Consider the following 24,083-nt stretch of genomic DNA (forward strand, 5'->3'; position numbering starts at 1 on the left):
CTGCCTGGGCATGATGCCCTGGCGTGTCGGCACCACTGGACATTGCCTGGGGATGCAAGCGTTTGAGTACCAAGCTGATTACCAAAGAAGGTCATGAAGCGCTGAAAAAAGAGCTGGATTACCTGTGGCGAGAGAAACGCCCGGATACCACGCGCAAAGTGACCTGGGCGGCCTCCCTGGGAGATCGCAGTGAAAACGCCGATTACCAGTACAACAAGAAGCTGTTGCGCGAGATTGACCGGCGGGTGCGTTACCTGCGTAAACGCCTGGAAGACATGCGGGTGGTGGAGTACATGCCCGAGCAGGAGGGAAAGGTATTTTTCGGCGCATGGGTCGAAATCGAAAACGAACAGGGTGAGACCAAGCGCTTTCGCATCGTCGGTTATGACGAGATCTACGACCGAATGGATTACATTTCCATCGACTCCCCCATGGCTCGGGCCCTGCTGCGCAAGGAGGTGGACGACGAGGCAATCGTACAGACCCCCGGCGGGGAGGTGTGCTGGTGGATCACCAAGATCGAATATGTGAAGCCTGCCTGATGGCACTTACCCTGGGCAGAGTACGCGCCATCAGGGGGTCAGCCTTCGCGCAGGACGGTCAGTGGGCTGGCATTCAGGGCGCGGCGTGTGCCGAATACCCCGGCAGCGCCAATCAGCACAGCACCGATCACCGGCAGCAGTAACAACCACGGGTGGGGATGCCACGCCAGGTCAAAGGCGTAGCGGTACAGCACCCAGGTCACCAGTTCGGTGCCCAGTGCCGCCAGCAAGCCGCTGACCGCCCCCAACAGGCCGAATTCGATGCGGCGCGCCTTGACCAGCAACTTACGCTCGGCACCCAAGGCGCGCAGCAATGCACCCTGGCGGATTCGTTCATCCAGGGTGGCCTGCAGGCCAGAGAACAACACCGCCATGCCCGCCGCGAGTACAAACAACAGCACGTATTCGACGGCCAAGGTCACTTGGGCAAGGATGCTGCGCAACTGCTCCAGCAGGGCCTCGACCTGCAGGATAGTGACCGCCGGGAACGCCCGTGACAGGTCGACGATCTGTTGGTCATGGCCGGGAGCCAGATAGAAGCTGGTGAGGTAAGTCGCGGGCAGATCCTTCAAGGTGCCCGGTTGGAAAATCATGAAGAAGTTGGGCTGGAAGTTATCCCAGTTGATGGTGCGCAGGCTGGTAACCCGCGCCTCACGGTTTTCACCGCCGATGGTGAACACCAGATGGTCGTTGAGCTTGAGCTTCAGGCTCTCGGCCACTTTGGCTTCCACCGACACGCCAGGTATCTCATCAGTGGGTTGCGCTGACCACCAGGTACCTGCCGTCAGGACGTTACCCGCTGGCAAGTCGGCTGCCCAGGTCAGGCTCAGGTCGCGTTGAATGGCGCGGTCGCCGCTGGAGTCCTTGCTGACAATCTCCTGCACGGGCTCGCCATTGATGCTGATCAAGCGCCCTGGTACCACCGGGTAGAGCGGCGCTGCTTGCGCCTGGACGTCCAGCAGGCGGGCGCCAAAGGCGTCCTTGTCGGCCGGTAGGATATTCAGGGCGAAGTAGTTGGGCGCATCCTTGGGCAACTGGTTTTGCCAGGTGTCGAGCAATTCGCCCCGCAACAGCGCGATCAACCCCATGGACAGCAGGATCAAGCCAAACGCCAGGGATTGGCCTGCCGCCGCCAGCGGGTGACGCAACAACTGGCCCAGGCCCAGGCGCCAGGGCAGGGAGGCGCGAGCCAATAACCGCCGCAGGCTTTGCAACAACAGCAACAGCAAGCCACCCAGCAGCAACGCAGCCACCACACCGCCCCCGAGTAACGCGAAGGTCAATACCAGGTCCAGGCTCAGGCGCCACATGATCAGGCCCAGGGCAAACAGCGCCGCGCCGTAGACCATCCAGGTGCTTGAGGGGATAGGCAGCAAATCGCGGCGCAACACCCGCAGCGGCGGTACCCTGCCCAGTGCGGCCAGCGGCGGCAGGGCGAAGCCGGCGAGAGCCACAAGCCCGGTGCCGATCCCGGCGACGGCCGGCAGCAGCCCGCCTGGCGGTACGTCGGCGGGGAGCAGGTCGTGCAGGAAGTAGAACAGGCCAAATTGCGCCAGCCAGCCGAGCAGGGCGCCGGCCAGGCTCGCCAGCAAGCCCAGCACACTCAGTTGCAGGCTGAACAGCAACATGGCTTCACGGCGCGACAGGCCCAGGCAGCGAAACAATGCGCTGGCATCGAAACGTCGGCTGGCGAAGCGGTTAGCCGACAGCGCCACGGCCACGCCAGCCAGCAGCACGGCCACCAGGCTGGCCATGTTCAGGTAGCGTTCGGCTTTGCCCAGCGCGCCGCCGATCTGCTGGTTGCCATCGCGCGAGTCCTGCAGGCGCTGGTTGGCGGCCAGGCCCGGTTTGACCAGGTCGCGATAGGTTTGCAGCGCTGTGCTGCCTTGTGGCGCACGCCATAGTTCGCGGTAACTCACCCGGCTGCCTGGCTGCACGACACCGGTGGCGTCCAGGTCCGCCAGGTTGATCATGACCCTGGGCGTGAGGCTGTAGAAGTTGCCGGCGCGGTCGGGCTCATAGGTCAGGATGCGCGCCAAACGCAGGGTCTTCATGCCGACATCGATGCTGTCGCCGACTTTCAGGTCCAGCGCCGTCAGCAACCGTGCTTCCACCCAGGCTTCGCCGGGTTTTGGGCCACCGCCCGGAACTTCAGCGCCGAAGGGCTCGGCGCTGCTTTTAAGCTCGCCGCGCAAGGGGTACTGCTCGTTGACCGCCTTGATGCTGGAAAGCTGGATGCCATTATCGGTGGCGATAACGCTGGAGAATTCCACGATGCGGGCGTGATCCAGGCCCAGTTCGGTTCCTGATTTGATTTGCTCGGGGCGGGCCGGCGAGCTGCCTTCGAGCACCAGGTCGGCGCCGAGGAACTCGGTGGCGCGCAGCAGCATGGCGCCGTTGAGGCGTGCACCAAAGTAGCCGATGGCGGTGCTGGCGGCCACGGCCACCAGCAGGGCAAAGAACAGCACGCGCAATTCGCCGGCGCGGGCATCGCGCAGTAACTGACGCATGGCAAGGCTGAACAGACGCAACAGCGGCAAACGTGCCATCAAGGCTCCAGGGGCGCGACCATCAGGCCGGCTTCAAGGCGGATCAGGCGTCGGCAACGATGGGCCAGGCGCTCGTCATGGGTGACCAGTACCAGGGTCGTGCCGCTCTCTTTATTCAACTCGAACAGCAGGTCGCTGATGCGCTCGCCAGTATGGCTGTCGAGGTTGCCGGTGGGCTCGTCGGCGAACAGCACGTCCGGTTCGGCGGCAAACGCGCGGGCGATCGCCACCCGTTGTTGTTCGCCACCGGACAGCTGGCGAGGCGAGTGGGTCAGGCGCTGGCCCAGGCCTACGCGCTCCAGCAGGTGTTTGGCACGCTCGCGGGCGTCCTGGCGACCGTCCAGCTCCAGCGGCAGCATTACGTTTTCCAGCGCGTTCAAGCTGTCGAGCAACTGGAAGGATTGGAATACGAAGCCCACATGCTCGGCACGGATGCGTGCGCGCTGGTCTTCGTCGAGGGTGCTCAGGGCTTGCCCGGCCAGGGTCACTTCGCCGCTGCTGGGCAGGTCGAGGCCGGCCAGCAGGCCCAGTAGGGTGGATTTGCCGGAACCGGAGCTGCCGACGATAGCCAGGCTATCGCCCTTGTTCAGTTCCAGGCTCAGTTCGTGCAGGATAGTCAGTTCACCTTCCGCGCTGGGAACCACTTTGCTAAGGTTTCGCGCGGTGAGAATGCTTGCGCCCATGGAGAATCCGATGCGAGTGTGGTTTTTGAGTGCTGGCCTGGCCTTGATGTGCATGGCCCAGAACGCAGCGGCGGGTACAGTCCTGATCGTTGGCGATAGTATCAGTGCCGGTTTCGGCCTGGATACCCGCAAGGGGTGGGTCGCGTTGCTGGAGCAACGGCTCAAACAGGAGGGTTTTGACGATAAAGTGGTCAATGCTTCCATCAGTGGCGACACCAGTGCAGGGGGCCTCGCGCGGCTGCCGGCGGCACTTGCAGCGCACAAACCGGATGTGGTGGTGATCGAGTTGGGTGGCAACGATGGCTTGCGCGGCCAGCCGCCTGCGCAATTGCAACAAAATCTTGCTTCGATGATTGACCAATCCAAGGCCGGTGGTGCCAAGGTGCTGCTGCTGGGGATGCAGATTCCGCCCAATTACGGCAAGCGCTATGTCGAAGCCTTTGCCAAGGTGTTCGGTGATGTCGCAGAGGAAAAAAAGGTGCCGTTGGTGCCGTTTTTCCTCGAAGGCGTTGGCGGCCATCCGGAGTTGATGCAGGCTGACGGGCTGCACCCGGCAGTCGCCGCTCAGGACAAGTTGCTGGAAAATGTCTGGCCAACGCTAAAACCGCTGTTATGACGCTTTTCTACCGGCAGGCTTTCGGCTAAGGTGGCGCCCCCCCGATTTGGAGCCCTCGATGTCGCGCCCTGCCTGGTCCCTGTTTAACTACCAACTGATCGAGCCGGACGAGCAGCTGGACCTGTTCGCCTGCCAGGAAGTGCGGGTGCATTTGGTGGCGCGTCAATTGGAACTGGGCGGCTCCATTGATCGCACGCTCTGCGGCACTTTATTGCCCGCACAGCCACGTTGGTCATCGGTCAACCGCTCGATTTTCCAAGACCAGCGACTTTGCCCTTTGTGCCGGGCGATTCTCGAATCGCAAAAGCGCGGCACGCCGCCGATCTGGCCGGAGCTGCGCTTCGAGCTGTAAAACAGCTTGAAGCTTGGCGCTGCGAAGCCGTATACAATCAATTTTTCCCTACCCGTCGTCTTGCGAAGGATTTTCCGGATGTTGTCGCGCCTTTCCGTCGTCACCTGCTGCCTGTCTCTTGCTGCGCTTTGTGCGGCGGGTTCGGCGGCGGCCTTGCAGTTGCCCTTGCCACCGCCCGGTGAGGACATTGTCGGCCAGGTCCAAGTGATCAAGGCCAAGTACGAAGACACTTTTGCTGACCTTGGCACCACCTACGACCTGGGCTATTCGGAAATGGTCGCCGCCAACCCGGGTGTCGATGCCTGGTTGCCGGGTGCGGGCACCGAGATTGTGCTGCCGACACGCTTTATCCTGCCGCCCGGGCCGCGGGAAGGCATTGTGATCAACCTGGCGGAATACCGGCTCTACTACTATCCAAAAGGCCAAAACGTCGTCTACACCTTCCCTCTGGGCATTGGCCGGGAAGGCTGGGGTTCGCCGATCGCCCATACCAGTATCATCGCCAAGACGCCGAATCCGACCTGGACGCCACCGGCTTCGATCAAGGCCGAGCACGCCGCCAACGGTGACCCGCTGCCCAACGTGGTACCTGCCGGCCCCGACAACCCACTGGGGCCGTTCAAGTTCACCCTGGGCACGCCGGGTTACCTGATCCACGGCTCCAACATGAAGTTTGGTATTGGCACGCGTACCAGCCACGGTTGCTTCCGCATGTTCAATAACAACGTGTTGGAAATGGCGGGCATGGTGCCGGTGGGCACGTCAGTGCGCATCATCAATGACGCTTACAAGTTTGGCAGTAGTGGCGGCAAGGTCTACCTTGAAGCCCACACGCCGTTGAACGATGACGGTACGCCATCGGTGGTCGACAAGCACACCGCGGTTATCAATGCGTTGCTCAAGCGCGAAGACCTGTCCAATAACCTGCGGGTCAACTGGGACCAGGTGCGCGATGTGGTCGCCGCCGAAGATGGCTTGCCGACCGAAATTGGCGTGCCAGGCGCGGCGCCTGTGGCCTCAAGTACGCCGGCCGACCTGCTGTAGGAGCGAGCTTGCTCGCGAAAAACCTGAGGGCGCCGCTGTAAATCAGCCGCCCGCGCCATCGTTGACCACCTTCGCGAGCAAGCTCGCTCCTACAGGTGGCGCGTGCCAAATCAAAGGCAAAAAAAAGCCGACCCATAAATGGATCGGCTTGATAACAACCCCGAAGGATTATTACTTGCGGCTTGCTTTTTCAAGCATGCGCAGAGCGCGCTCGTTAGCTTCGTCAGCAGTCTGTTGTGCTTTTTGAGCAGCAGCCAGAGCTTCATCAGCTTTACGGTAGGCTTCGTCTGCACGGGCCTGGGAGCGAGCTGCTGCGTCTTCAGTTGCAGTCAGACGAGCTTCGGTTTCTTTGGAGACGCTGCTGCAACCGGTAGCCAGAACTGCGGCCAGAGCCAGAGCAGAGAATTTCAGAACGTTGTTCATCGTGTTCCCCTTCAAGGACTTTCAATTTAATGGCTACTTTCTCAGAGTGAGCTAATAGCCGGCGTACATACTACCCATTACTTGTAGTAAGTAAACTGACGTTGCGCAAGAAGCAAAAAAATTTCTTGTGCCGAATCTATTTTGGCTAATCTTTTGACGGTTTGTATGAAAACTGTCCAATTTTTTGCGCCTCGACGAACATTGGATCCAGGCTGAAAGGGCCGGCCCGCATGTGTTTAACCGTGTAAACAGACGAAATTTTATATAACGAAGCGGGGCACTTTGGTTGCGCTTGGCCTTACTGCGCCAGGCATCTTTTGCGCATCTAGAGGTGACTTTAAGAGCGCCAGTTCGTCTCAAGGTTCAACTGCCGGCAATGTTCAGGCTATCGGTCACCGGTTGATCGAGGCCCTTTCTATATCCACCAGCGGCGGGGAATGACGAGTGCGTCTTGAGCAATTTCAGGATTGGTGCCTACTATTCCCTATGTGCTGGTTGTGAGCGCTCACGGTTTTCTCGTTGTCGAAACCGGCACGGGGTGGCGTAGATGTTCCTTCGCCGGAAAAACATCGGTAAGGTAGGGTCGTTAATTCAGACCCGCGAGGAGTAGTGATGAGCGAGGCGTTGTCCATCCACCATGACCAGGCTGGTCATCAGTTCGAGACCAATGTGGACGGTCATCGTGCCTACCTGACCTACATGGACCTCGGGAAGCAGACCCTGGATATCTATCGCACCTTCGTGCCTAACGCGCTGCGGGGGCGAGGCATTGCGGCTGCGTTGACCGAGGAAGCCTTGAAGTTTGCTGAAGAGGCTGGCTACACGGTGATCCCGTCGTGCTCTTATGTCGAACGCTACATGGAGCGCCACCAGCGCCATGCCGCAAAGCTGTAACTGACCAGTTGCCAATAAAAAACGCCGGGCTTAGCCCGGCGTTTTTGTATGCGCGAAACGGGTACAGGCTCAGGTGCGTTTGCGCTGGGGCAATACGTCCTTGAGCTTGGCGTGCATGCTGCGCAGGGTGGTTTCGGTGGCGGACCAGTCGATACAGGCATCGGTAATCGACACGCCGTACTGCAAGTCGGCCAAGTCTTTTGGAATCGCCTGGCAACCCCAGTTCAGATGGCTCTCGACCATCAAGCCGATGATCGACTGGTTACCTTCCAGGATCTGGTTGGCAACGTTCTCCATCACCAACGGCTGCAAGGCCGGGTCTTTGTTGGAGTTGGCGTGGCTGCAGTCGACCATGATGTTTGGCTTGATCTTGGCCTTGTTCAGCGCCTGTTCGCACAGGGCGACGCTGACCGAATCATAGTTGGGCTTGCCATTGCCGCCACGCAGCACCACGTGACCGTAGGCGTTGCCCTTGGTGGTCACGATGGACACGCCGCCTTCCTGGTTGATGCCCAGGAAACGGTGAGGGCTGGAGACCGATTGCAGCGCATTGATCGCCACGGTCAGGCCGCCGTCGGTGCCGTTCTTGAAGCCTACGGCGGAAGACAGGCCGGACGCCATTTCGCGGTGGGTCTGGGATTCGGTGGTGCGTGCGCCGATGGCCGACCAGCTGATCAGGTCCTGCAGATATTGCGGGGAGATCGGGTCGAGGGCTTCGGTGGCGGTGGGCAGGCCCATTTCAGCCAGGTCCAGCAGCAGCTTGCGACCGATGTGCAAGCCGTCCTGGATCTTGAAGGAGTCGTCCAGGTACGGGTCGTTGATCAAGCCTTTCCAGCCGACGGTGGTACGCGGCTTCTCGAAATACACGCGCATCACCAGGTACAGGGTGTCGGACACCTCTGCCGCCAGCACCTTGAGGCGCTCGGCATATTCGTGGGCGGCCTTGAGGTCGTGGATAGAGCAGGGCCCGATCACCACGAAGAGGCGGTGGTCGGTGCCGTCGAGAATGTCACGGATGACTTCGCGGCCCTTGGTGACGGTCTGCAAGGCAGCGTCGCTCAGGGGGATTTCGCGCTTGAGCTGATCGGGGGTGATCAGGGTCTCGTTGGATTCAACGTTAAGGTCATTGATCGGTAAATCAGCCATCGTGTTACTCGCCAGGGTCACGGGTGCCGGCCGCCAGCTATCCCCGTGCGGCGGGCACAGCATGATTTGAATGCAGGGGGGAGGAACCTTAGCGCGTAACACGGGCCCGCGACAATGGGCAAAGCCCGGTTTAATCCAGCGCTGGCTGCACAACCGCCTCATGGGAGAACTCACCGGCATGGCGCGACACCCAATCACGGGCCATGGCTTCCAGTTGCGCAGGCGTTGGCTCGGCATCTTCGTGCAGGCGGCAGTAACGCTCGATCTGGCACACTTGCTCGCCCATCCGCGCACCGAACAAGGCGTGTTCATCGGTGAAGCAAATACCGATGCGATAGCCCTGTTCGGCTTTGCGGCACCAGGCGACATAGCCCGGATAACGGGCGCTGGGCCCCAGGGAAGGGATATGCAGGTCAACCGCCGTGCCGGCGCGCCAGGCACGCGGCCAATTGCAGGCGATGCCGCCACGGCCGATAGTGTGCAGGCGTTGGCGGGGAAGGGCGGGAGAGGGACGTTGGATCAACTCGACAGCGACATCATCAGGGTGAGGTAAAAAACGACCCATGTACACGGACTCCGAGCGCCGTCCAGTTGACGGCAATGGCAGCAGTATAGTGAAGGAACTGGAATTGACCGACCTGGATATTGACCAGCAATTGCTGGGATTGCCAGGTATTTCGCTGGTAGTGTTCACCAGTGTCGGTTGTGCCAGTTGCCGCTGGGCACGCCAGCAGTTACCGGGCTGGCAGTTGCCGGTGGACCGCGTGTGCTGGGTGGATGCCGGGCACAACGGCGGTGCGGTGCAACGCTACCAGATCTTTCATTTGCCGGCGTTGTTCCTGGTGTGCGAGGGTCAATTCCTTGGGCAATTACAGACACGTCTTACAGCGTCCGACCTCGCCGAATGCGTAAACCAGGCGCTCACCCAAACACCAGAGGATTTGCCATGACAGCAGTTGCAGCCCCGTCGCCACGCATTGGCATTATCGGCACCGGTGCCATTGGTGGTTACTATGGACTGATGCTGGCGCGTGCCGGCTTCGACGTGCATTTCCTGTTGCGCAGCGAATACGCCGCGGTGAGCAAGCATGGCCTGCACGTCAACAGTACGGTACATGGGCAACTGCACCTGCATCCGGTGCAGGCCTATGCCAGCGCCGCCGACATGCCGCCGTGCGACTGGCTATTGGTGGGCACCAAGTCCACCGGCAATGTGGACCTGGCGCCGACCATCGCCCAGGTGGCGGCGCCGGACGCCAAAGTGGTGCTCCTGCAAAACGGCCTCGATGTGGAAGACAGCCTGCGTGAACACCTGCCGCCGTCGCTGCATCTGTTGGGCGGCCTGTGCTACATCGGTGTGCACCGCTCGGCCCCCGGTGTGGTCGAGCATCAGGCGTTGGGCCGGGTCAACCTGGGCTATCACAGTGGCACGGCGGCCAACGATGAGGTGCAGCAACAGGCGATTGTCGAAGCCGGCGCCGGGCTGTTTCATCAAGCCGGCATCGAGTCCCAGGCCATGGCCAATGTGCATCTGGCGCGTTGGCACAAGCTGGTCTGGAACGTGCCGTTCAACGGCCTCTCGGTGTTGCTGGGCACGGGCACCACGGCCATGATGGCCGATGAGTCCAGCCGCGAGTTGATCCAGGCGCTGATGGCCGAGGTGGTGCAGGGCGCTCATGCGTGCGGGCATGAAATTGCTGCCAGCTACGCCGGGCAGATGTTCGCCATGACCGAAACCATGGACGACTACCTGCCCAGCATGTACCACGACCACCTGCACAAGCGGCCGCTGGAGCTGGCGGCCATCTACGCCCGTCCCTTGGCCGCTGCCAAAGCGGCCGGTTGCGAGCTGCCACGCATGCAGGCGCTGTACCAGGCCTTGAGTTTTATTGATCGGCACAACCGCTGATTGGGGTGAGCCATTATGGCGAAGGGGTAGGGTGACAAGCTGGTGCTGGCGATGTCCTTTCTACCAGGCCGTCGGGCTGGAAGCCCTAATGAGTTGAGAATCCAGACCGAGCGCTAGCTGCTAAGCTCATTCAATCCCCGCCATCCTGGCAGTCCAGGAGGTTCTATGATTCGTTCGATGCTGTTTGCCACGGACCTCGGTCTGTATGCGCCCTACGTGATGCAACATGCACTGGCGCTGGCGCGAACGTTCAAGGCTGACCTGTATGTGATCCACGTGGTCGAGCCCATCGGCTTGTTCGCCGAATCGGTACTGCAGAGCTACCTTGATGAGGCCGCCTTGAGCGAATGGCAGAGCAAGGGGCTGAGCACGGTGATGGCGACGATTGAACAGCGCGTGCTCGACAGCTTTCGCGAGGAGTGGGGGGAAGGGGAGCAGGACCTGCAATGGATTCGCTCGGTCAAGGTGATCCAGGGGGACCCTTGCGAGGTGATTCTCGACCAATTGCGAAAACTGTCCGTCGACTTGCTGGTCGTAGGCAGTCATAGCCAGGCAACCGGCGTGGCCGTCCCCCTTGGACGTACCGCCGCACGGGTGTTGCAGTTGTCCCCGGTGCCGGTTTACCTGGTGCCGTCGTTGCAGCGTCGGCGCAGTGACGACAGTTGATCGGTAAAAACGATAAAAAAGTTCTAGATTTATCCGCAAAACCTTTAATATAGTTATATACCGTCGCTGATACCCGTGGCGTCTATCTGCTTTGAGGGATTGATATGAAGCTTCAACAACTGCGCTACATCTGGGAAGTGGCGCACCACGACCTCAACGTTTCCGCTACCGCTCAAAGCCTCTACACCTCGCAGCCTGGTATCAGCAAGCAGATCCGCCTGCTCGAAGACGAGTTGGGCGTCGAAGTCTTCGCACGCAGCGGCAAACACCTGACCCGCGTCACTCCGGCTGGCGAGCGCATCATCACCACCGCCGGCGAGATCCTGCGTAAAGTCGAAAGTATCAAGCAGATCGCCCAGGAATTCTCCAACGAGAAGAAAGGCACCTTGTCCATCGCCACCACTCACACCCAGGCGCGCTATGCATTGCCGCCGGTGATCCGTGATTTCATCAAGCAATACCCGGACGTAGCCCTGCACATGCACCAGGGTTCGCCGATGCAGATTGCCGAGATGGCCGCTGACGGCACCGTCGATTTTGCCATCGCCACCGAGGCCCTGGAATTGTTCGGCGACCTGGTGATGATGCCGTGCTACCGCTGGAACCGTTGCGTGGTTGTGCCTCAGGGGCACCCGTTGGCCAAGCTGCCGAAGCTGACCCTGGAAGCCTTGGCTGAATACCCGATCGTGACCTATGTGTTCGGCTTTACCGGCCGTTCCAAGCTCGACGAAGCGTTCAGCCATCGTGGCCTCACGCCCAAGGTGGTGTTCACCGCTGCCGATGCCGACGTGATCAAGACCTATGTGCGCCTCGGCCTGGGCGTCGGGATCGTTGCCAAGATGGCGGTCGACACCAACCTGGACAAAGACCTGGTGGTGCTGGATGCCAGCGAATTGTTCGAGTCCAGCGTGACCAAGATCGGTTTCCGCCGCGGTACTTTCCTGCGCGGCTTCATGTGCGACTTCATCGAGAAGTTCGCGCCGCACCTGACCCGCGAAGTGATGGCCAAGGCGATCCAGTGCCACAACAAGCAAGAGCTGGAAGAGTTGTTCGACGGCGTCGAATTGCCCGTCCACTGACACGATTACCCTGTAGGAGCGAGCTTGCTCGCGAAGAGCGCCAACGTTAACGCGGGGTGCCAGGTTGTATGCGGCGCCCTCGCGTTTCTTCGCGAGCGAGCTCGCTCCTACAGGGGGTGTAGGTTATCTGGCCTCGGTCACCGTAAAGTTCTGCCGAGCGCCGGCCACCAGAATCTCCACTTCTTCATCGATGCGTTTGCCCAACAGGCCTTTGCCCAACGGCGAGCGCGGCGTGATGACCGTCACCGGTTGCCCGACCACGTCCACTTTCAAACCCGCCGCATCCGGCGCCAGGAACAGCCACTGCTGGCGACCGTCCTCGTCTTCCAGGCCTACCAGCGTGCCGATCTCTATCCCGCGTTGATCATCGTACGCACGTAGTTGCAGTTGCTGGCACAGCACCAGCGATTGCTTGATCTCCTCCACTCGCCGGGCCTGCCCGGTGGCCAGGTAAGAAGCCTCCAGGCCGAGGGTGTCGTATTTGTTTTCGGCAATGTTTTCTTCGTGGGTCGCGGTTTCGTAGGCGGTCTGCGCGGCGCGTTGGACGATGTCGAGGTCGACGGTGAGTTTTTCCAGGATCAACTGGAGCACGGCGTGTTTATTCATGGCGGTATTTGGCATCAATCGCAGAATTGCAGGACATTGGCCCGCGTCTTTTCATTGGGGGCGTTCTGGTCTTGTTGCAGCCAGAACTGGCATTTGGGGTTGGACAGGTTACGCGCGTTGCTTCGGGCCTGGTCCAGTGCCTGTTGTTGTGCCTGCTTTTGCAGGTTCTGTTGGTACTGTTCAAACAGGCGGTTCGGTGGTTGTGACTCATCGACCGTGGCCGGTTTGCCCAATTGCTGAACCGCCTGGGCCACCGGTGCCAGGCTTTGGGGGAACAGGTACCGAGACGCCAGCCAGGTGGTCAGCGCAATGGCGATAAACCCCAGCCATACGCCTGCGGCAATCGCGATGCAGAGCTTGAACAACGACAACGGACGGTCAGACATAAGGGCCTCCTGGCAGGCATTGACGGCATGGCGGTGATTGTCGCACAGCCTCCGTGCAGAATAATCGCGATCAAGCCTTCTGCATCCGTGCATTTATGCGGACAATCTCACCTTTGATCGATGGAGCCCGGAATGAAAGCCCGCTGGGATATTTTTTGCAGTGTCGTCGACAACTACGGCGACATCGGCGTGACCTGGCGCCTGGCCCGGCAGTTGGTGGTGGAGCATGGCTGTGACGTGCGCTTGTGGGTCGACGACCTGCGCGCCTTCGAACGCATGTGCCCGGACATTGATGTGCAGGTGGGCCAGCAATGGCAAGAGGGCGTGCAAGTGCGTCACTGGCCGGCCGAATGGCCAGGCGCACACCCTGCCGATGTGGTGATTGCCGCGTTCGCCTGCCAGCTACCGCCTGAATACATGGACCGCATGGCCGAGCGTGAGCGTGCGCCATTGTGGATGAACCTGGATTACCTCAGCGCCGAAGACTGGGTGGTGGGCTGCCATCGCTTGCCTTCGGTCAAGTACAAGGGCGTGCAAAAATACTTTTTCTTCCCCGGTTTTCGCCCTGGCACCGGCGGCCTGCTGCGTGAAGCTGGTTTGTTGGAGCGCCGCCAGGCATTTCAGCAGGATGACGTCGCGCAGCGACGGTTCCTGCAAAGCCTGGGCGTTGCTCCGACGGCCGGTGCGCGTTTGATGTCGCTGTTTGCCTATGAGAATCACGGCTTGGCCGGCTGGCTCGACGTGCTGGCAGCCGATGGGCGTGGGACGCACTTGCTGGTGCCGGAAGGGCGCATTCTGGGGGATGTGCAACGCTGGCTGGGGGTGAACAGCTTGTCCGCAGGCGACATCCAGGTGCGTGGCGCGCTGACCGTGCAGGTCATTGCGTTCGTGCGCCAGGAGCAATATGACCAGTTGCTGTGGTGTTGTGAATTCAATGCCGTGCGTGGCGAAGACTCATTCGTGCGTGCCCAGTGGGCGGGCAGGCCATTGCTGTGGCACATCTACCGCCAGGACGAAGACATCCACCTGGACAAGCTCGATGCCTTCCTGGAACTGTACACCGCCGCACTTTCGCCAGCCGCCAAGGCTGCCGTCGTCACGCTCTGGCAAGCCTGGAACGCTGATGGCGATATGGCACAGTCCTGGAAAATGCTGCTGGAACATTGGCCCGAGGTCAGCCAGCACGCGCAGAACTGGTGTCTGGAACAAGGCTTGCAGGCCGATCTTGCGACGGCGCTGGTACAGTTTTATGAAAGTTGGATATGATACGCCACCTTGATTTTTGTCAATCCCATCCAAATTTCGGATATACGCAATGAAAACTGGTAAAGAACTGAAACCCGGTACAGTGATCCGTCTCGAAAACGACCCTTGGCTGGTTCAGAAAGCTGAGTTCACCAAGTCTGGTCGTAACAGCGCAATCATGAAGACCAAGCTGAAGAACCTGCTGACCGGTTACAAGACCGAGATCGTCTACAGCGCCGATGACAAACTGGACGATGTGATCCTCGACCGCAAAGAAGCGACCCTGTCCTTCATCAGCGGCGACACCTACACGTTCATGGACACCACTGACTACACCATGTACGAGCTGAACGCTGAAGATATCGAAGCCGTTCTGCCGTTCATCGAAGAAGGCATGGAAGACGTCTGCGAAGCGATCTTCTTCGAAGAGCGCCTGGTTTCCGTAGAACTGCCGACCACCATCGTGCGTAAGGTTGCTTACACCGAAGGCTCCGCTCGCGGCGACACTTCCGGCAAGGTGATGAAGCCTGCCAAGCTGAGCAACGGTACCGAACTGCAAGTGGCCGATTTCATCGAAATCGACGACCTGATCGAGATCGACACCCGCGAAGGTGGTTCGTACAAAGGTCGCGCCAAGAAGTAATTCTGGCCCCGGCGATACGAAAAAAAGCCCGACCTTGAGTCGGGCTTTTTCATGGGCGTCTGTTTATCAGACCGTTACATGCAAGCGCACATCAACGTTGCCACGGGTGGCGTTGGAGTACGGGCAGACTTGGTGCGCAGCGTCGACCAGGCTTTGCGCGTCATCCTGGGCCAGGCCTGGCAGGCTGATGTGCAGGTCGATATCCAGGCCGAAGCCGCCAGGGATCTGGCCGATGCCAACGTGGGCAGTGATCGAGGCGTCATCCGGGATTTTGCGTTTGGTCTGGCTGGCCACGAATTTCAGTGCGCCGATAAAGCAAGCAGAGTAGCCGGCAGCAAACAATTGCTCGGGGTTAGTGGCCTGGCCACCGGCACCGCCCAACTCCTTTGGAGTCGACAGTTTTACGTCGAGGATATTGTCGCTGGAAACAGCGCGACCATCACGGCCGCCAGTGGCGGTGGCTACTGCGGTGTAGAGCGTTTGCATGGGGCGTTCCTCTGGTGTTTTAGCGCTAAACATTTGCGCGCTAAGTAGTTGGTGGAGTGAATGTATAGCGCTAATGTTTAGTGCGCAAGTTAAATTTTCAGATTTTTGGATGATTGAAAAATTTGAGGGCGCCGCAGAGCAAAAAAGTGGGAGCTGGCTTGCCTGCGATTGCGGTGTGTCAGCCTGAAAATACTGACTGATTCGCCGCCATCGCAGCCTAGGTATCTACACAACTTTGTAGCTGTAGCAGCAGACGCTAACCACGATGCGAAGCGAGCCGCTCTTGATCTTGATCTTGATCTGCTTTTGATCTTGATCTTAGGCGCCCCGTCAAACCACGCTGGCGGATTACGGGTACACCGAGCCTAGGCGAGGTGCCGAGTGGTGGGGCAAGAGCGCTTTGCTTACTTTCGCGCTTTTCGAAAGTGAGCCGCCGTCAGGGCGGAACCCTAAGTGGCCGTTACCGCAGCAATGGATATGTACACAATCCAACTGTGTTGACTGTCAGGCCGCCTTCGCGAGCAAGCCCGCTCCCACAATTGGATTGCGGGGTGTCAGGTAGAGAGGTGTCGGCTGGCAGGCCGTCATCGCAGGCAAGCCAGCTCCCACTTTTGAGTGTGTGTAATGCAGGGGCTAGGGTTTCAGAGGCTGGTTTGCAGATTAGTGCGCAGCGCGATCAGGTCGCCTTGCAGCTTGCGCAATTGCTCCAGCGCCATCCCGCTGGCGCCCAGGATGCATTGCGGAACATCCTTGGCCTTCTCCTGCAAGGCTCGCCCGGCATCGGTCAGTTCCACCACCACCACCCGCTCATCTTCACGGCTGCGGGTGCGGCTGAGCAGACCCTCGGCTTCCAGGCGCTTGAGCAGTGGTGTCATGGAGCCCGGGTCCGTCAGCAGGCGGCTGCTGATTTCGCTGACGGTCAACTCATCCTCTTCCCACAGCACCATCATGGCCAGGTATTGCGGGTAGGTCAGGCCGATGGCTTGGAGCAGCGGCTTGTAGACCTTGGTCATCAGCAATGAAGTGGAGTGCAGGGCGAAGCACAGCTGGTTGTCCAGCAGCAGCGATTCGCAAGGATCAGGGTTTTTGCTCATGGGGGCGCCTCGAAAAAGCATGTATGGGCTGGAATCTAGCGGGCAAATCTTTAATGCGCCAGATAATTATTGCCCTCGGCGTCAGACCAGGCCACTTTGCAATGCCAGATCCCAAGGCGGTACCGGGCTGAAACGGGATTTGAGGTATTCGAGCAGCAACCGGCTGCGGGCATTGGGCTGCTGTTCCAGGCGCAGCGCATAAATGCCGGCGGTTTCCGGGCTGGGCAAACCGTCTTCACAAAACAGCGGCAACAATTCGCCGCGCACCAGGTATTCACTGGCCAACCAGGTCGGCAGGTGCGCGATGCCCAGCCCGGCGAGCGCGCCCGAGAGCAGGGCTTCGGCGTTGTTGGCGCTCATGCGGATGCGCCGCGGGCGATAGGTGGTGCGGCGCCCATCCAGTTCGAAGCGCCAGGCGAACATCGGCGCGAGCCCGTCCCAGTCCAGGCCGTCATGTTCGCTCAGCTCCCGAGGATGGGCCGGCGTGCCGCGGCTTTTCAGGTACGCGGGGCTGGCACAGGCGATACGCACGATACTTGCCAACGGCGTAGCGATCAGCCGGGTGTCGACAATATGCCCGGCGCGCAGAACCAGATCGACCTTGCCCAGATGCGCGCCCTGCATATCGACAAAGCTGTCGATCAAATGCAGGTGCACGTCCAGGCCTGGATACAGGCTCAAAAAGTCCGCAATGACCGGCGCCAGGTGCCGTCGGCCGAACGCTGCGGGCGCATCGACCCGGATCAACCCCTCCGGCGCATGGCTCAGCGAGACGGCTTCGGCTCGCGCCAACTGCAACTCACTGACAATCCGTCGCGCCCGTTCGGCAAAGGCCAGGCCCGCCGAGGTGGGCACTACCGCATGGGTGCTGCGTTGGAACAAGCGGCTGCCCACTGAGCTTTCCAGGCTGTCGATACGCCGCGCCACGGCGGAAGGCGTCAGCGGATGGCGACGCGCGGCGGCGGAAAAGCTGCCGGCTTCCAGTACATCCAGAAACAGGCTCAGTTGGTCGGTCAAGGTGTTGGGGTTCATGGCTCAACGCTTATGCGAGATTGGCACAGCCATTGTGCGTTGCTGTGCGTTTCCGCGCCAGGGCCGACTGCGTAGCATGCCAAGCATGAAATGGCGGAGTAGCGAGCGGTGTGGGATTTAGTGATGTACCTGGCATTGGGTGCGGCGTTGGGCACCGTGGGTGGGCTGTTTGGCATTGGCGGCGGGCTGATTGCTATCCCGGTACTCGGCGTGTTGTTCGGCCTGGATCAGCAGATCGCCCAAGGCACCGCCTTGGTCATGGTGGTGCCCAATGTGATGCTCGCCCTGTGGCGCTATCATCAGCGTAACCGCATCGAGTTGCGTCACGCCTTGCCCCTGGGTGTAACGGGCTTTTGCTTCGCCTGGCTGGGGTCGATCTGGGCGGTGGGGCTGGATGCGGGCGCCATGCGCATTGGTTTTATCGCTTTCTTGGTGGCGTTGTCTGCCTACAACCTGCTGCGCATGTTCACTCGCAATGCGCCGCCCACCGCACAAATGCGTTATTCCTGGCCCTGGCTTGGCGTCCTGGGCGCGGCATCCGGCTCCATGGGCGGGCTGTTCGGGGTCGGCGGCGCGGTGGTCGCCACGCCGGTACTCACCAGTGTCTTCGGCACTACGCAAGTAGTGGCCCAAGGTCTGTCGTTGGCCCTGGCGTTGCCCAGCACCGGTGTGACCCTGGTTACCTATGCCTGGCACCACGAGGTGGACTGGATGATCGGCCTGCCGCTGGCGGTGGGTGGCCTGCTGAGTATCAGTTGGGGCGTGAAAGTGGCCCATGCCTTGCCGGAGCGTCTGTTGCGCGGCCTGTTCTGTGGCTTTTTGGTGGTGTGCGCGGTGATGCTGACCTTCAAAGTTTGAAGCCTTCGACGATGTAGTCTGCCAGGCATTCGGTGATCGGTGATGTCATCTGTGGGTTACGCAGCAAGCGCAGGTTCATCGACGGCAAAGGCGGGAAGCCTTCGTCGCTGCCGAGCACGCGCAGGTCGTCGGTGACCAGGCTTTCCATGCTGACCATCGCCGCCAGGCCCGCACTGACCACCGCCAGGATCGCTGCTCCGTTAGAGCTGTGATAGGCCAAGCGATAATCTCGCCCAGCCGCGTCCAGTGCGGCCCGTGCCCAATGGGTGTACAGGCACTCGTCGCCGGACACCGCCAGGGGTAGGGCATCGTGCTCGTCCACACAAAAGCACGGCGATGCTGCCCACACCATGCGTTCGGTACGCAATAACTCACCCAGATCGTTTCCAGGTTCGCGGCTGATCACGGTCAGCGCCAGGTCCCGCCGCTGCATCAATACGGTCGATGCTTCGCAGTGCATTTCGATCTGAATCAGTGGGTAGGCTTTGGAAAACTGCTTAAGGATGCCGGGCAGAAAGCGCATCACGTAGTCATCCGGCGTGCCGATGCGCACCAAGCCCACCATGTGGGGCTCGCGCAAGGTATTGAACACCTCGCTGTGCAATTTCAGGATGCGCCGCGCATAACCCAACAGCACCTGGCCTTCGGGCGTGAGCCGTACCTGCCGGCCATCGCGCTCGAACAGTTTGCGCTGCAACACGTCCTCTTCCAGGCGCTTCATCTGCATGCTCACTGCCGACTGCGTGCGGTTGACCTGCTCGCCGGCGCGGGTGAAACCGCCCTGGTCGGCAATGGCGACGAAGGTGCGCAGCACGTCTGTGTCGATGCTGGGATAGGCGGACAATTGATCAATCTCCGAGATGTATTGCATAAGAAACATTCGTTTGATTGATCATAATGCCAGGCACACACTGTCGTCATCCCCACGGGAGGGCGAGAAGATGAAAGGTCAGAAAGGTTTCATATCGACAGGCAAATGGCCGCTTTCCGGGCTGTTTCACACGTTCGCGCGTTGGCAGCTGTTGCATCAGGAGCGCCAGATGCTGGCGACCCTGAGCGATGACGCGCTCAAGGACATCGGGCTCAATCGCGCCGATGTAGAACAGGAAAGCCATCGGCATTTCTGGGAAGACCCGCTGCGCAAATAAACCAGGATGCAGTAGGGTAGGGGCGAGCCTCTATGGAGATTGCCATGCCCGCCGACCTGTGTTTTTCACTCAAGCAAGCTCGACGCATGGCACTGGCAGCCCAGGGATTTTCCGGGCGCCAGGCGCCTGCACAGATAAAGGCTGCGCACCTCAACCGCCTGATCGAACGCCTGGGCGTTTTACAGATCGACTCGGTCAATGCGCTGGTGCGTTCCCATTACCTGCCCGTTTTTTCCCGCCTCGGCCATTATTCCCCGTCAATTCTTGAGCAAGCCGCCTGGAGCCAGGGGCGGCGGCGCTCGTTGTTCGAATACTGGGGGCACGAGGCGTCGCTGCTGCCCATGGCGCTGTACCCGCTGATGGGTTGGCGCATGGATCGCGCCCGGCAAGGGCAGGGGATCTATGCGCAGATGGCGCGTTTTGGCCGTGAACAGCAGGCGACGATCCAGCGCGTGTTGCGCACCGTCGAACAGCAGGGCGCCTTGGGCGCTGGCAGCTTGTCGACCCGCGAGGAGCGTGCCGGGCCCTGGTGGGACTGGAGTGATGAAAAGCACGCGCTGGAATGGCTGTTCGCCGCAGGCTTGGTCACGGTTGCTGGTCGTCGGGGGTTTGAGCGACTTTATGATTTGCCCGAACGCGTTATCCCCGCCGAGGTGCTCAATGTCTCCATGGGTGAGGCTCAAGCGCAGCGCGGCTTGCTATTGCACAGTGCGACGGCATTGGGTGTCGCCACCGAAAAAGACCTGCGCGATTATTTTCGCCTCGAGCCCGCCGACAGCCGCAACCGCTTGGCCGAGCTGGTCGAGGACGGGCAACTGCTGGCGTGCCAGGTGCGGGGTTGGAAGCAACCCGCGTATTGCCTGGCGCAGCCGAAACTGCCGCGCAACGTACCGGCCAGTGCATTGTTGTCACCGTTCGATTCGCTGATATGGGAGCGCAGCCGCACCGAGCGCCTGTTCGACTTTCGCTATCGGCTGGAGATCTACACCCCGCAAGAAAAGCGCGTGTATGGCTATTACGTGTTGCCGTTTCTACACAATGAGCGCATTGCCGCGCGCGTCGACCTGCGGGCCGAGCGTGCCCATGCTCGCCTGGCCGTGCATGCCGTGCACGAGGAAGAACCTGGGCTGGATGAGGAAGGCATGCTGGCGCTGGCATTGAACCTGCGAAAGATGGCCGACTGGCTAGGGCTGGAACAGGTCCAGCTCAATTGCCAGCGGCCCAGTGCTGCCCGGTTAAGGGCAGCGATGCTGAACCAGGAATAATGTAGGAGCGAGCTTGCTCGCGAAAAACGTCAACGATACCGCGTGCTTCCTGAATAAACGCGGTGCCTTTGAGTTTTTCGCGAGCAAGCTCGCTCCTACAAAAAACCTTGGATAAAGCGTCAGCGTTTAACCTGTTTCAAGGTCTCGGCAATCAGAAACGCCAACTCCAGCGACTGATCGGCATTCATCCGTGGGTCGCAATGGGTGTGATAGCGGTCCGACAGGCCATCTTCGGTAATTGGCCGTGCGCCGCCGATGCATTCGGTGACGTTCTGCCCGGTCATCTCGATATGGATCCCGCCGGCATAGCTGCCTTCTGCCTGGTGCACCTGGAAGAAGTCCTTCACTTCGCCAAGGATCTGCGCAAAGTCGCGGGTCTTGTAACCACTGCTGGCCTTGATGGTGTTGCCGTGCATCGGGTCGCTGCTCCACAGCACTTGCTTGCCCTCGCGCTGTACGGCGCGGATCAGGTTGGGCAGATGGTCGCCGACCTTGCCTGCGCCCATACGGGCGATGAGGTTGAGGCGGCCAGGGTCGTTATCCGGGTTGAGGATGTCGATCAGGCGGATCAGGTCGTCGGGGTTCATGCTCGGTCCGACTTTCACGCCGATCGGGTTGTTCACCCCGCGGAGGAACTCGACATGGGCGCCGTCCAACTGACGGGTGCGGTCGCCAATCCACAGCATATGCGCCGAGCAGTCGTAGTAGTCGTTGGTCAGGCTGTCGCGGCGCACGAAGGCTTGTTCATAGTTGAGCAGCAACGCTTCGTGTGCGGTGAAGAAACTGGTTTCGCGCAATTGCGGCGAATCGTCCATGCCACAGGCGCGCATGAAGGCCAGGGTTTCGTCGATGCGGTCGGCCAGTTGGCTGTACTTTTCGGCGAGGGCGGAGTTGGCGATAAAGTCCAGGTTCCACTTGTGCACTTGGTGCAGATCCGCGAAACCGCCCTGGGCAAAGGCGCGTAGCAGGTTGAGGGTGGCGGTGGACTGGTGGTAGCACTGTACCAAGCGGTCCGGGTCTGGCACGCGACTTTTTTCGTCGAAGCCGATGCCGTTGACGATATCGCCACGGTAGGCAGGCAGGGTGATGCCGTCGATGGTTTCATCGTTGGCCGAACGTGGCTTGGCGAACTGTCCGGCCATGCGCCCGACTTTTACCACTGGGCAGCCGGCGGCGAAGGTCATGACAATGGCCATCTGCAGCAGCACCTTGAAGGTGTCTCGGATCTTCGCGGCGGAAAACTCGGCGAAGCTCTCGGCGCAATCACCGCCTTGCAGCAGGAAGGCACGGCCCTGGGTCACTTCGGCAAACTGACGGCGCAATTCGCGTGCTTCCCCGGCAAACACCAGGGGAGGATAGCTCGCCAGGTTCTGCTCCACTTGCAGCAAGTGTGCAGCATCCGGGTATTGGGGTTGTTGTTGGATTGGCAGGGCGCGCCAGCTTTCGGGGCTCCAGGGTTGGCTCATCATGAACTCGTTTGTTGGTGGATGTTCGGGCGTCAATATTAGCAGCAATTAGTGCGTGACCTGTTGCTACCGCTTGGCCGACAATCGCGCCTTTGCCTTGCGGTAGACCCTTTAGGAGTAATGATGAGCGAGGAGCGTGTCGAGCGCCTGCTGGCCGAGGTCCATGATGATTTCGGCATGATCCGCGTGCTTGAAGTGGATGATTACCGCTTTCTCGAATTCGGCGACGCCATCGAGCAAAGCTGTGTGTTCACCGCTGACCCGAGCTGGCTGGAGTACGACTACACCCGCGCGATGCTGATCGGCGCGTTGTGCCATGAGCAGCCGGAGAGTGCGTTGTTCCTCGGCCTGGGCGCGGGCACGCTGACCCAGGCATGCCTCAAGTTCCTGGCGCTGGAAGATGTCGAAGCCATTGAGCTGCGCCCCGATGTGCCGCGCCTGGCGATTGAATATATGGGGCTGGATGACGACCCGCGCTTGTACATCCGCATTGGTGACGCGCTGCAATTGCTCGACAGTGCCGAATCGGCCGATCTGATTTTCGTCGATCTCTACACCGATGTCGGCCCAGGCGTGGGGCATCTGGCCTGGACCTTTCTGGAAAACTGCCAGAAGAAACTCAACCCCGGCGGCTGGCTGGTGATCAACCAATGGGCCACTGATGACGGCAAACCGTTGGGGGCGGCGTTGCTGCGTGGGTTGTACCACCGGCATTACTGGGAGCTGCCGGTGAAGGAGGGCAATGTGATTCTGTTGGTGCCCTCGGAGCTGGATCAGGAGCTGGACCTGGAGGCGCTGTCAGCCCGCGCAGAAGCTTTGGCGCCGCGGTTGGGGTATTCGTTGCAGCCGTTGATCAAGGCGATTCGGCCGGCTACTTAATTGCCCGTTCGGACGCTTTCGCGGGCAAGCCCGCTCCCACAGTTGAATTGCATTCTCTGTTGAAATGCAGTCCCCTGTGGGAGCGGGCTTGCCCGCGAAGAGGCCCTCACTGCCGACCGCTAATTCAGTTCGTTCAAATCCCCTTGAACACCCCCGGCCGCTTCTCGACCATCGCCCGCACCCCCTCCTTGGCATCCTCACTGTTAAGCAATTTATCCACCATGGGTGGCAGCGCAGCGGCTGCGACAGCCTCACCTTCCATACGTGCCAGCCGTGCCGACATCAACGTGGCCTGCACACCCAGCGGCGCCTGGCGCGCAATGCGGTTGGCCAACTCAATGGCACGGGGCAGCAGGTCTTCACTGGCCATCACTTCCTGCACCAACCCCAGGCGCAGGGCTTCATGGGCGTCGAATTCGTCGCCGGTGAGCAGCCAGCGCATCGCATTGCCCCAGCCGGCAATCTGATGAAAGCGCAATGTCGCGCCGCCAAATGGAAAGATCCCGCGTTGCACCTCCATCTGTGCAAAGCGGGTATTGCTGGCGCAGAGGTTGATATCCGCCGCCAGCATCAACTCGATACCAATGGTCAGGCAGTACCCCTGCGCCGCGACGATCACCGGCTTGCTCACGCGCGGGCCGGCAAACACCCCCCACGGGTCGCACCCTCCCAGCGGCGGTTGCCAGCCGCCCGCCATTACGCCGCTGACACTGGCCAGGTCCAGTCCTGCGGTGAAGTGATCGCCATGGGCAAATACCACGGCCACCCGTGCGTCATCGTTTCGATCAAATTCGCCATAGGCCAGGCTCAGTTCATTGAGCAAATCCAGGTCGAAGGCGTTGCGTTTGGCCACACGGTCCAGGCCCAGCAATAGAACATGGCCCTCAAGTGCGCGGCTGACACGGCTACTGCTGGCTTGATTCATCGGGTGTACCCTCGGGGCGCGGGTAAGGTTTCAGACCAAAGGGTCTCAATGGTTGGGTGAACCGTTTAAGCGTGATGACCAACAGGGCCGGGCCTCTGAAAAATAGACCCTGGCGCACGGATCTGCAAAACGCGTGACGCAGTGCGC

At 60.5% G+C, this 24,083-nt stretch carries 28 protein-coding genes; 15 read left to right on the forward strand and 13 right to left on the reverse strand.

The window, feature by feature from the left end; genetic code table 11:
• The first annotated feature begins 62 nt into the window (after positions 1 to 62).
• A complete protein-coding gene (gene greB / locus HU731_RS24440; protein ID WP_032897540.1) occupies positions 63 to 542 on the forward strand; it encodes a transcription elongation factor GreB in 480 nt (159 codons plus the stop codon).
• Positions 543 to 580: 38 nt separating this feature from the next.
• Here greB and HU731_RS24445 read toward each other — a convergent pair whose 3' ends face one another.
• Positions 581 to 3,091 carry an ABC transporter permease gene (locus HU731_RS24445; RefSeq protein WP_186606153.1) on the reverse strand — a complete coding sequence of 837 codons (2,511 nt, stop codon included), beginning with the start codon at positions 3,089 to 3,091 and terminating at the stop codon, positions 581 to 583.
• Positions 3,091 to 3,774, reverse strand: a complete 684-nt coding sequence (locus tag HU731_RS24450) for an ABC transporter ATP-binding protein (RefSeq protein WP_003189864.1) — start codon at positions 3,772 to 3,774, stop codon at positions 3,091 to 3,093. The genes HU731_RS24445 and HU731_RS24450 overlap by 1 nt, the downstream gene beginning before the upstream one ends.
• Positions 3,775 to 3,784: 10 nt before the next feature.
• Between HU731_RS24450 and HU731_RS24455 the strand changes: the two genes are divergently transcribed.
• The 3 genes from HU731_RS24455 to HU731_RS24465 all read left to right on the forward strand — a co-directional run bounded on the left by HU731_RS24455 (position 3,785) and on the right by HU731_RS24465 (position 5,786).
• Positions 3,785 to 4,390, forward strand: a complete 606-nt coding sequence (locus HU731_RS24455) for an arylesterase (RefSeq protein ID WP_186606155.1) — start codon at positions 3,785 to 3,787, stop codon at positions 4,388 to 4,390.
• Positions 4,391 to 4,448: 58 nt separating this feature from the next.
• Positions 4,449 to 4,742 carry a hypothetical protein gene (locus HU731_RS24460; RefSeq protein WP_003189866.1) on the forward strand — a complete coding sequence of 98 codons (294 nt, stop codon included), beginning with the start codon at positions 4,449 to 4,451 and terminating at the stop codon, positions 4,740 to 4,742.
• Between the two features lie 78 nt (positions 4,743 to 4,820).
• Positions 4,821 to 5,786 (forward strand): L,D-transpeptidase family protein, encoded by a 966-nt coding sequence (locus HU731_RS24465; RefSeq protein WP_003189867.1) that lies wholly within the window; start codon positions 4,821 to 4,823, stop codon positions 5,784 to 5,786.
• 171 nt (positions 5,787 to 5,957) lie between these two features.
• Here the strand turns inward: HU731_RS24465 and oprI are convergent, their stop codons facing one another.
• Positions 5,958 to 6,209, reverse strand: coding sequence for an outer membrane lipoprotein OprI (oprI, locus tag HU731_RS24470; protein ID WP_003172710.1), 252 nt, complete (start codon positions 6,207 to 6,209; stop codon positions 5,958 to 5,960).
• A 612-nt stretch (positions 6,210 to 6,821) separates the two neighbouring features.
• Here oprI and HU731_RS24475 point away from each other — a divergent pair.
• The gene (locus HU731_RS24475; RefSeq protein WP_003189869.1) at positions 6,822 to 7,103 is read left to right on the forward strand and encodes a GNAT family N-acetyltransferase; all 282 of its coding nucleotides are present in this window, start codon (positions 6,822 to 6,824) and stop codon (positions 7,101 to 7,103) included.
• A gap of 69 nt (positions 7,104 to 7,172) precedes the next feature.
• Here HU731_RS24475 and HU731_RS24480 read toward each other — a convergent pair whose 3' ends face one another.
• Positions 7,173 to 8,249 (reverse strand): 3-deoxy-7-phosphoheptulonate synthase, encoded by a 1,077-nt coding sequence (locus HU731_RS24480; RefSeq protein WP_003189871.1) that lies wholly within the window; start codon positions 8,247 to 8,249, stop codon positions 7,173 to 7,175.
• Between the two features lie 130 nt (positions 8,250 to 8,379).
• Positions 8,380 to 8,814, reverse strand: coding sequence for a PilZ domain-containing protein (locus HU731_RS24485; RefSeq protein WP_186606157.1), 435 nt, complete (start codon positions 8,812 to 8,814; stop codon positions 8,380 to 8,382).
• Between HU731_RS24485 and HU731_RS24490 the strand changes: the two genes are divergently transcribed.
• The 4 genes from HU731_RS24490 to cysB all read left to right on the forward strand — a co-directional run bounded on the left by HU731_RS24490 (position 8,813) and on the right by cysB (position 11,903).
• Positions 8,813 to 9,199 (forward strand): YbbN family protein, encoded by a 387-nt coding sequence (locus HU731_RS24490; protein WP_186606159.1) that lies wholly within the window; start codon positions 8,813 to 8,815, stop codon positions 9,197 to 9,199. The two genes, HU731_RS24485 and HU731_RS24490, sit on opposite strands and share 2 nt — an antisense overlap.
• Positions 9,196 to 10,158, forward strand: coding sequence for a putative 2-dehydropantoate 2-reductase (locus tag HU731_RS24495; protein WP_056789318.1), 963 nt, complete (start codon positions 9,196 to 9,198; stop codon positions 10,156 to 10,158). The genes HU731_RS24490 and HU731_RS24495 overlap by 4 nt, the downstream gene beginning before the upstream one ends.
• 165 nt (positions 10,159 to 10,323) lie before the next feature.
• Complete coding sequence (locus tag HU731_RS24500) at positions 10,324 to 10,824, forward strand: universal stress protein (protein ID WP_003189875.1); 501 nt, start codon at positions 10,324 to 10,326, stop codon at positions 10,822 to 10,824.
• A gap of 104 nt (positions 10,825 to 10,928) precedes the next feature.
• Entirely contained in the window at positions 10,929 to 11,903 is a 975-nt protein-coding gene (gene cysB, locus HU731_RS24505; RefSeq protein ID WP_003189876.1) for an HTH-type transcriptional regulator CysB, read from the forward strand.
• A gap of 123 nt (positions 11,904 to 12,026) precedes the next feature.
• On the opposite strand, the gene HU731_RS24510 is transcribed toward cysB, so the two are convergent.
• The gene (locus HU731_RS24510) at positions 12,027 to 12,509 is read right to left on the reverse strand and encodes a GreA/GreB family elongation factor (RefSeq protein ID WP_186606168.1); all 483 of its coding nucleotides are present in this window, start codon (positions 12,507 to 12,509) and stop codon (positions 12,027 to 12,029) included.
• A gap of 14 nt (positions 12,510 to 12,523) precedes the next feature.
• The gene (locus tag HU731_RS24515) at positions 12,524 to 12,895 is read right to left on the reverse strand and encodes a hypothetical protein (RefSeq protein WP_032892740.1); all 372 of its coding nucleotides are present in this window, start codon (positions 12,893 to 12,895) and stop codon (positions 12,524 to 12,526) included.
• Between the two features lie 132 nt (positions 12,896 to 13,027).
• Here HU731_RS24515 and earP point away from each other — a divergent pair, with 132 nt between their 5' ends.
• Together earP and HU731_RS24525 are read left to right on the forward strand one after the other, a co-directional pair.
• Positions 13,028 to 14,161: an elongation factor P maturation arginine rhamnosyltransferase EarP gene (gene earP / locus HU731_RS24520; protein WP_186606171.1), complete on the forward strand. Its 1,134-nt coding sequence runs from the start codon at positions 13,028 to 13,030 to the stop codon at positions 14,159 to 14,161.
• 49 nt (positions 14,162 to 14,210) lie between these two features.
• Complete coding sequence (locus HU731_RS24525) at positions 14,211 to 14,783, forward strand: elongation factor P (protein ID WP_003172723.1); 573 nt, start codon at positions 14,211 to 14,213, stop codon at positions 14,781 to 14,783.
• Between the two features lie 66 nt (positions 14,784 to 14,849).
• Here the strand turns inward: HU731_RS24525 and HU731_RS24530 are convergent, their stop codons facing one another.
• The 3 genes from HU731_RS24530 to HU731_RS24540 form a co-directional block, all read right to left on the reverse strand.
• Positions 14,850 to 15,269: an organic hydroperoxide resistance protein gene (locus tag HU731_RS24530; RefSeq protein WP_010176159.1), complete on the reverse strand. Its 420-nt coding sequence runs from the start codon at positions 15,267 to 15,269 to the stop codon at positions 14,850 to 14,852.
• 641 nt (positions 15,270 to 15,910) lie between these two features.
• Entirely contained in the window at positions 15,911 to 16,363 is a 453-nt protein-coding gene (locus tag HU731_RS24535; protein ID WP_186606172.1) for a MarR family winged helix-turn-helix transcriptional regulator, read from the reverse strand.
• A gap of 81 nt (positions 16,364 to 16,444) precedes the next feature.
• Positions 16,445 to 17,395, reverse strand: a complete 951-nt coding sequence (locus HU731_RS24540) for a LysR family transcriptional regulator (protein WP_186606173.1) — start codon at positions 17,393 to 17,395, stop codon at positions 16,445 to 16,447.
• Positions 17,396 to 17,503: 108 nt separating this feature from the next.
• Here HU731_RS24540 and HU731_RS24545 point away from each other — a divergent pair, with 108 nt between their 5' ends.
• On the forward strand, positions 17,504 to 18,253 hold the full coding sequence (locus HU731_RS24545) for a sulfite exporter TauE/SafE family protein (RefSeq protein ID WP_014717671.1): 750 nt from the start codon (positions 17,504 to 17,506) through the stop codon (positions 18,251 to 18,253).
• Here the strand turns inward: HU731_RS24545 and HU731_RS24550 are convergent.
• Positions 18,243 to 19,124 carry a LysR family transcriptional regulator gene (locus tag HU731_RS24550; RefSeq protein WP_186606174.1) on the reverse strand — a complete coding sequence of 294 codons (882 nt, stop codon included), beginning with the start codon at positions 19,122 to 19,124 and terminating at the stop codon, positions 18,243 to 18,245. The genes HU731_RS24545 and HU731_RS24550 overlap by 11 nt on opposite strands.
• 70 nt (positions 19,125 to 19,194) lie before the next feature.
• Between HU731_RS24550 and HU731_RS28860 the strand changes: the two genes are divergently transcribed.
• Together HU731_RS28860 and HU731_RS24560 are read left to right on the forward strand one after the other, a co-directional pair.
• Positions 19,195 to 19,401: a DUF1127 domain-containing protein gene (locus tag HU731_RS28860; RefSeq protein WP_044274555.1), complete on the forward strand. Its 207-nt coding sequence runs from the start codon at positions 19,195 to 19,197 to the stop codon at positions 19,399 to 19,401.
• A gap of 44 nt (positions 19,402 to 19,445) precedes the next feature.
• A complete protein-coding gene (locus HU731_RS24560) occupies positions 19,446 to 20,666 on the forward strand; it encodes a winged helix-turn-helix domain-containing protein (RefSeq protein WP_186606175.1) in 1,221 nt (406 codons plus the stop codon).
• Positions 20,667 to 20,785: 119 nt separating this feature from the next.
• Here HU731_RS24560 and HU731_RS24565 read toward each other — a convergent pair whose 3' ends face one another.
• Positions 20,786 to 22,132 carry a class II 3-deoxy-7-phosphoheptulonate synthase gene (locus HU731_RS24565; protein ID WP_186606176.1) on the reverse strand — a complete coding sequence of 449 codons (1,347 nt, stop codon included), beginning with the start codon at positions 22,130 to 22,132 and terminating at the stop codon, positions 20,786 to 20,788.
• Positions 22,133 to 22,255: 123 nt separating this feature from the next.
• Here HU731_RS24565 and HU731_RS24570 point away from each other — a divergent pair, with 123 nt between their 5' ends.
• Entirely contained in the window at positions 22,256 to 23,011 is a 756-nt protein-coding gene (locus HU731_RS24570) for a spermidine synthase (protein WP_186606177.1), read from the forward strand.
• Positions 23,012 to 23,144: 133 nt separating this feature from the next.
• On the opposite strand, the gene HU731_RS24575 is transcribed toward HU731_RS24570, so the two are convergent.
• Complete coding sequence (locus HU731_RS24575; RefSeq protein ID WP_186606178.1) at positions 23,145 to 23,936, reverse strand: crotonase/enoyl-CoA hydratase family protein; 792 nt, start codon at positions 23,934 to 23,936, stop codon at positions 23,145 to 23,147.
• Positions 23,937 to 24,083 lie beyond the last annotated feature (147 nt).

The organism is Pseudomonas salmasensis (genome assembly GCF_014268375.2).
GTDB lineage: Bacteria > Pseudomonadota > Gammaproteobacteria > Pseudomonadales > Pseudomonadaceae > Aquipseudomonas > Aquipseudomonas salmasensis.